Genomic DNA, 311 nt, shown 5'->3' on the forward strand with positions numbered 1-311 from the left:
CATCGGGGTGGCGGTGCCCGAGCCGATCTCCCAGGACCGTCTGTGGGAGGACTTCTTCCGGGAGCACTTCGCCGACAGCCGACTCGCCCGGCGGATCTTCGCGTCGGCGGGGGTCACCCGTCGGCACACCGTGGTCAACCCGCTCACCGAGCCGCCGACCCACTGGACCACCGCCGAGCGGATGAGCCGGTACGCGGTCGAGGCGCCACCGCTGGGCCGGCGCGCGGTGGCCGCCGCGCTGGAGGCGGCCGACCTGGACGCCGACGCGGTCGGCCTGCTGGCCGTCGCCTCCTGCACCGGCTACGACACCC

At 75.2% G+C, this 311-nt stretch carries 1 pseudogene; it reads left to right on the forward strand.

Annotated features, from left to right (window positions below):
- Window positions 1-311, forward strand: a pseudogene (locus FOE67_RS27950) (type III polyketide synthase); the annotation flags it as partial.

Source organism: Streptomyces calidiresistens, from assembly GCF_014141525.1.
Taxonomy (GTDB): domain Bacteria; phylum Actinomycetota; class Actinomycetes; order Streptomycetales; family Streptomycetaceae; genus Streptomyces; species Streptomyces calidiresistens.